The 6,245-nt window shown below is 65.7% G+C and carries 7 protein-coding genes and 1 pseudogene; 6 read left to right on the top strand and 2 right to left on the bottom strand.

Features of this window, described 5'->3' with window-relative positions:
* The 6 genes and pseudogenes from IP69_RS14530 to IP69_RS22420 form a co-directional block, all read left to right on the top strand.
* A pseudogene (locus IP69_RS14530) lies at positions 1-288 on the top strand (4-(cytidine 5'-diphospho)-2-C-methyl-D-erythritol kinase); the annotation flags it as partial.
* A 140-nt stretch (positions 289-428) separates the two neighbouring features.
* The gene (locus tag IP69_RS14525) at positions 429-1,676 is read left to right on the top strand and encodes a DUF2254 domain-containing protein (protein WP_054143544.1); all 1,248 of its coding nucleotides are present in this window, start codon (positions 429-431) and stop codon (positions 1,674-1,676) included.
* 146 nt (positions 1,677-1,822) lie between these two features.
* On the top strand, positions 1,823-1,996 hold the full coding sequence (locus tag IP69_RS14520; protein ID WP_248306843.1) for a hypothetical protein: 174 nt from the start codon (positions 1,823-1,825) through the stop codon (positions 1,994-1,996).
* Positions 1,993-2,190 carry a hypothetical protein gene (locus tag IP69_RS14515; protein ID WP_054143542.1) on the top strand — a complete coding sequence of 66 codons (198 nt, stop codon included), beginning with the start codon at positions 1,993-1,995 and terminating at the stop codon, positions 2,188-2,190. The genes IP69_RS14520 and IP69_RS14515 overlap by 4 nt, the downstream gene beginning before the upstream one ends.
* A gap of 31 nt (positions 2,191-2,221) precedes the next feature.
* On the top strand, positions 2,222-2,542 hold the full coding sequence (locus IP69_RS14510; protein ID WP_248306842.1) for a DUF421 domain-containing protein: 321 nt from the start codon (positions 2,222-2,224) through the stop codon (positions 2,540-2,542).
* Positions 2,485-2,709, top strand: a complete 225-nt coding sequence (locus IP69_RS22420) for a YetF domain-containing protein (RefSeq protein ID WP_248306841.1) — start codon at positions 2,485-2,487, stop codon at positions 2,707-2,709. The genes IP69_RS14510 and IP69_RS22420 overlap by 58 nt, the downstream gene beginning before the upstream one ends.
* Positions 2,710-3,100: 391 nt before the next feature.
* Here IP69_RS22420 and glyS read toward each other — a convergent pair whose 3' ends face one another.
* Both glyS and IP69_RS21490 read right to left on the bottom strand, forming a co-directional pair.
* Complete coding sequence (glyS, locus tag IP69_RS14505) at positions 3,101-5,419, bottom strand: glycine--tRNA ligase subunit beta (protein WP_054143541.1); 2,319 nt, start codon at positions 5,417-5,419, stop codon at positions 3,101-3,103.
* Positions 5,420-5,423: 4 nt separating this feature from the next.
* Entirely contained in the window at positions 5,424-6,122 is a 699-nt protein-coding gene (locus tag IP69_RS21490; RefSeq protein ID WP_082359338.1) for a DUF3800 domain-containing protein, read from the bottom strand.
* Positions 6,123-6,245 lie beyond the last annotated feature (123 nt).

Here is a 6,245-nt window from a genome sequence, read left to right as displayed (position 1 = left end):
GCCATGACGTCGGATATGCCCGGCCAATCGCATTCGACGGCCGCCCTGCTCGCAGCCCTCGCCGCAAGCGGCAACGACCTCGAAGCCCCCGCCCGCCGCGTCGCGCCTGTCATCGACACCGTGCTCGCCGCCCTGCGCGCCCAGCCCGGCTGCCGCCTCGCGCGCATGTCGGGCTCGGGCGCGACCTGCTTTGCGCTCTTCGACGATTGCCGTGCGAGCGCGGCGGCGGGGAGGGCGCTGGCACATGCTCAACCCGGCTGGTGGGTGAAGCCGACGCTTCTGCGATGACGAGGGCGGCGGCCTTTCGCGATCGACGGCTGCGGCGGGATCAACGAGGCGACGCAACCCTGAACCAGACGTTGCGTTAGTGATGCCAAGGCCTTTCAGCTCTTCACTCCCGGACACCTCCGCATGAAACACTCCCGATCATGACCTCACGCTTTCTGTGGCATGTCTCCCAGATCACGCGGCGGATGTGGTTTCGCGCCAGCCTGTTCTCCATTCTGGCCGTCGCGACGGCGCTCGCGGCCATCGTGCTGGCGCCCTATATCCCGAGCGATTGGCCGACCAAGATCGGTGCGGACGCCGTCGACAACGTGCTGGGCATCATTGCCTCGAGCATGCTCGCGGTGACGACCTTCTCGCTCAGCACCATGGTGGCGGCCTATGCGGCGGCGACCAGCAACGTCACGCCGCGCGCGACCAAGCTGGTGATGGAGGACACCACCACCCAGAACGTCCTGGCGACGTTCATCGGGTCGTTCCTTTACAGCCTCGTCGGCATCATCGCGCTGAGCACCGGCGCTTATGGCAGCACGGGCCGAGTCGTCCTCTTCGTCGTCACCGCAGGCGTCATCGTCCTGATCGTGGTGACGCTGCTGCGCTGGATCGACCATCTCTCGCGCCTGGGCCGGGTCACCGAGACGACGGCGCGCGTCGAGAAGGCCGCCACCGAGGCGATGCGCCTGCATTGCCAGCAGCCACATATGGGCGGGTGCCCGCCGGCCGATGTTCCCGCTTCGGCCCGGCCGATCTACGCCGCCAAGATCGGCTATGTGCAGCATCTCGATGTCGGGGCCCTGTCGGACATCGCCGAGGGCGGCAAGGGTCGCATCCATCTCTGCGCGACACCGGGCGCCTTCGTCACGCCGGTCGATCCGATCGCCTTTGCCGAGGGTCTCGATGTCGCCGAGAAGGAGAGCGAGATCCGCGCCTGCTACACGATCGATGATGTCCGCTCCTTCGATCAAGACCCGCGCTTCGGCGCCTCCGTCCTGTCCGAGATCGCCTCGCGCGCCCTGTCGCCGGGCATCAACGATCCCGGCACCGCGATCGACGTCATCGGCCGGGCGGTCCGCATCCTCGCGATTTCGGCCGAACCCGCCGATCCCCAGCAGGAGGTGGCGTTCCCCCGCGTGCATATCCCGCCGATCGGACTGGATGATCTCTTCGACGATCTCTTCACCCCGATCGCGAGGGATGGCGCCGGCGTCGTCGAGGTCGGCGTCCGGTTGCAGAAGGCGATGCTGGTTCTTTCGCGACTGGGGCCCGCCGAGTTTGCCGAGAATGCCGCCCGCCATTCGCAACTGGCCTTGCAGCGCGCGAGCCGGGGGCTGACCCTCGAGCATGACCTCGCGATCCTGCGCGATTTGGCGGCGCAGGTCGGGCAGGAGTGATCCCGGGCTGGGGATCGCGGCCGTCCGAATCGACGGGCGCACGGAGCTTTTCCGGGGTTGAGGGGTTGCTCCCATGTCGCTCCGCTTCGGCGGAGCCAAAAAGGGAGGCTACCATGCCAGCAGGACAGTCCAGCGGAACCGGCGCCATGACCGAATTGCAGGACGAGGACGTCCGCAAGAACGACATCCTCAGCAATCGCGACAAGGCACAACGCCCACCCGACCAGGGCCTCGACGGAAAGGGCGTGCAAGTCGACGAATACAAGGACACGCCGGCGAACCGGCGGCCCAAGCCCAACAGTGAGGAGCCGTCATCATGAGCATCGACAAGATCAAGCCGCAGCCCCTCTCCGATGCCGACAAGGCCAAGCAGGATGCGGAGACCAACCGTCCCGGTTTCGACCTCGGCGGCGCCAAGGGCAAGGACAGCGCCGGTCGCGGCCTGGGCCTGGGGCCCGATTCCAAGGACGACCGCGAAGGCCAGAGGCTGCCGCGCGACAGCGACAAGGCGTGAGGCGGGCCATGCGCCGGCGGGAGCCTGACGCGTGAATTGGCAGGGCATGCTGTTTCAGGACTGGGAGGGCGTCGTCAGGACGCTCTTCGTCGGCGTGCTCGCCTATGTCGTGCTGGTGGCGTTTCTGCGGATGTCCGGCAAGCGGACGCTGGCCAAGCTCAACGCCTTCGATCTGGTTGTGACGGTCGCGCTCGGATCGACCCTGTCGGCGATCCTGCTGCAGAAATCGATCGTGCTCGCCGAAGGCGCGGCTGCCTTGGCGTTGCTGATTGCGATGCAGTTTCTCGTCGCATCATGTCCGTCCGCTGGAAGGGCTTCGCCAAGCTCGTTCGGTCCGAGCCGAGCCTGCTGATCCGCAACGGCGAATTCTGCGACAGCGCCTTGCGCGCCGAGCGCGTCACCCGCGACGAGGCGCTGGGTGCGGTCCGTTCGGCCGGAGGCAGGCAGGTTGAGGACGCCACCTTCGTCATTCTCGAAAGCGACGGCACCATGAGCGTCGGGCTGAAGGGCGCCCGGTGATCCCGACGAGCCGGGTATAAACCCGGCGCCTTATCCCCGCCTTGCGCCCGCATGCTTATGCTCGCTTCGCTGCACCCGACCATGGGGGCTGTCGCGAGGCATCGTGCGGCCGGGAGCAGTTGCAGGTTTCGTGAGGTTTCGCCGTCGCGGGCGGGGCCTTGCGGAGGTCGAGCGGTTGCGGGTCCCCATCGAGGACGAGCGGCTGCGACGCCCAAAATACCTGCGCGCGGAGCCGGGCGGCGCGAGATCGGCGCTGCATCGACACCTCGACATCGACACTCGACATCGGCACGCGGCACAGCTCGCGCGCCACCCGGCTCCGCGCATCCCCTTTCGGGGAATTGGTGCGAAACCCCGCGGCCCTCGGCCGGCCGGGGCTTTTCCTGCAGGTTCAGCCGGCGATACGCCCGAAATCCGCGACCGCGCGCGTCGCCTCGCGCAGCTGGTTCAGCAGCTTGAGCCGATTGGCCCGCAGCGCCGGATCGGAATCGTTGACCGTCACCTTGTCGAAGAAGGCATCGACCGCCGGGCGAAGCTCGGCCAGCGCCGCCATTGCGCCCTCATAGTCTTCCGCTGCGACGGCGGTTTCCGCCTTCGGCGTCGCCTGGCTCAGCGCAACCGCCAGCGCCTTCTCCTCGATCAGGCCGGCCTGGGCGATGAGCTGGAGGTCGGCGGCGCCGGCAAACGCCCCCTCGCCATCCTTCTTCTCCTCGGCCCTGAGGATGTTGGCGGCGCGCTTGTAGCCGGCGAGCAGGCTCTTGCCGTCGTCGGTTTCGAGGAAGCGCCCGAGCGCGGCGACGCGGCGGGTGATGAGGAGGAGGTCGTCGGAACCCGACGCACCCTCTCCCAGCACCGCGTCGACCAGATCATGCCGCGTGCCCTGATCGCGCAGCATGACCTTCAGGCGGTCGTGGAAGAAGGCGAGGAGATCTCCCTCCATCGCAACAAGAGATCCGATAAATGCGGCTACAGGCGCAGAGAATTGATGTTCGGCAGCCCTCAATCTCTGAGAGTAGTCGACCTTTCCGAACCCTTGTTGCTCGATACTGCGAGCCTGCTGAGTGATAGCGTCGATATTTTCGAACGCCTTGAAATCGAGGAATATCTCGCCGGCGATATGGAGTGTTCTGGACAATCCCAACCGCACCCCATTCTCAACGACCAACCGAATAACCCCCAGCGCAGCCCTTCGCAGCGCATAAGGGTCCTTGCTCCCGGTCGGCTTCTCGTCGATGGCCCAGAAGCCGACCAGCGTGTCGAGCTTGTCGGCGAGCGCGACAGCGACCGAGACCGGGTCGGTCGGGACGCGGTCGGAGGGGCCGAGCGGCTTGTAATGCTCTTCGATCGCAGCGCAGACCGACGGTTTCTCGCCCTGAAGCTCGGCGTAATTGCGGCCCATCAAGCCCTGCAGCTCGGGAAACTCGCCGACCATCTCGGTCGGCAGGTCGGCCTTGGCGAGCTTGGCCGCGCGCTCGGCCAGCTCCGGATCGGCGCCGACGAGAGGAGCGAGTTCGCGCGCCAGCGCAGCGATGCGCTGCACCCTCTCCCCTTGCGTTCCCAGCTTGGCGTGGAAGACGACGCCCAGCTTGTCGAGCTTGGCCATGCGCTGGTCGAGCGGCTTGGCGAGATCGAGGCCGAGCTTCTCTGCGCTGTCCTTCAGCGTGTCGAGATCAGGCAGGCTGCCCTTGTCGGTCGCGAAGAAGTAGGCGGCGTCGGAGAGCCGCGCACGCACGACGCGCTCATTGCCGGCAACGATCGCCGCACCGCCATCGCTCGCCATCAAATTCGAGGTCAGCAGGAAGCGGTTGGCGAGGTTCCCGGTCGCGGGATCGCGCAGCACGAAACATTTCTGGTTGGCACGGATCGTTGCGCGGATCGCCTCGCCGGGGATCTCCAGGAAGCGCCCCTCGAAGGTGCCCATCAGCACGACCGGCCATTCGACGAGGCCACCGACCTCCTCCAGCAGGCCCTCATCCTCGACCAGTTCGAGCCCCTGGGCGAAGGCCAGCGTCTTCGCATCGGCGAGGATGATCTCCTTGCGCCGGTCGGCATCGAGCACGACCTTCGCTTGCTCCAGCGACGACACGTAATCGTCGAAGCGCCGCACGGTGATCGCGCCCGGCGCATGGAAGCGGTGGCCGCAAGTGACGTTGCCGGATTGGATACCGTAGACCTCGAACGGCACCACCTCCGGCTCTTCCGTCTCGGCGCCGAAGGTGCACAGGATCGAGTGCAGCGGGCGCACCCAGCGCAGGCTGGCGCCGGCCGCGGAAGCCTCGCCCCAGCGCATCGATTTCGGCCAGGGAAAGGCGCGGATCACCGCCGGCACGATCTCGGCGACCGCGGCCATCGTCTCCTGGCCGGGCTTCTCGATGATGGCGACGTAAGAGTCGCCCTTCTTCGCGTCGCTGACGATCGTAGCCTGGTCGAGCGAGGCAAGCCCCGCAGCCTTGAGGAAGCCCTGCACGGCGGCCTCGGGCGCACCGACGCGGGGGCCTTTCCGCTCCTCGCGAATGGCGGAGCCGCGCACGGGCAGGCCGGCGATGTGGAGCGCGAGACGGCGCGGCGTGGCGAAGGCCTTGGCGCCCTCATAGACCAAGCCGCGCTCGACCAGCGCATCGGTGACGAGCTTGCGCAGATCGTCGGCCGCCTTGCGCTGCATGCGGGCGGGGATCTCTTCGGAGAAGAGTTCGAGAAGGAGATCGGGCATCTTTTTATCCAACAGTCTTGACGAGCAGGCCGTGCACGACGCCGCCCTCTTGGTCAAAATCATTCTTGATGATGTCGAAGAATTCGGAATCCTGCTTCTCAAAGTGTCGCCATAACGCATAGGCAACGAGATCGGCATATTGAACGAGGCGAGACGCCTTCGAGTCCACGAAGAACGGAACATCTGCCAGATTGTGCAGACGGCCGGCGCGATGCCCCTGAAAACGAAACTCTGTCGCCAAAGCTTGCAGCCGGGTTTCCATCGTCGATTTGTCGAGCACGATGATGCCGCGTTCCGAACGCCCGTTTCGGTGAAGCCTCAAGAGCTTCTTATCAAAGCGGGAGGCGACCTCCTCGAACGCGAACTCGACGGGATCCTCCGGCGAAACAGCGACCTTTTCGATGACGGCCGCAAAGAGAGCAACATCGCCTCGCAGGCTTCTGATCGCGTTCAAACCATCTGCAATGGCTCTCCGACGATCCGCCTTTGGAACGTTCCGCCAGAAGTTGCGCCCCGCCAACATCTGATTGCCGTGAAGCTCGAGAGCCTTCGGCTGCGGATGGCCGAACCGGCCGGCCACGTCATCAAGCTCTCGCTCGAGGTGGTAAGTCTGCCTCTCAAAAAGCGCGACGCCCGCAAGGATGAAAAACCGCTCCTGCGGATTTCCAACCGAGCCGGCATCGTCCAAGTAAAGCAGATGCATGAAAAATGCGGCCGAGTGAACACCAAGGTCCAACGAACTGCTGAAGGCAGCTCTCTCAACCGCTCCCCGAAAATAAGCTCAAAGCCTGAAAAAGCAAATGCGCATGTCAACGTTCACACCGCA

Source organism: Allobosea sp. AAP35, from assembly GCF_001295925.1.
In the GTDB taxonomy this organism is placed as follows: Bacteria; Pseudomonadota; Alphaproteobacteria; order Rhizobiales; family Beijerinckiaceae; genus Allobosea.
This window is presented reverse-complemented; position numbering and strand designations above follow the sequence as displayed.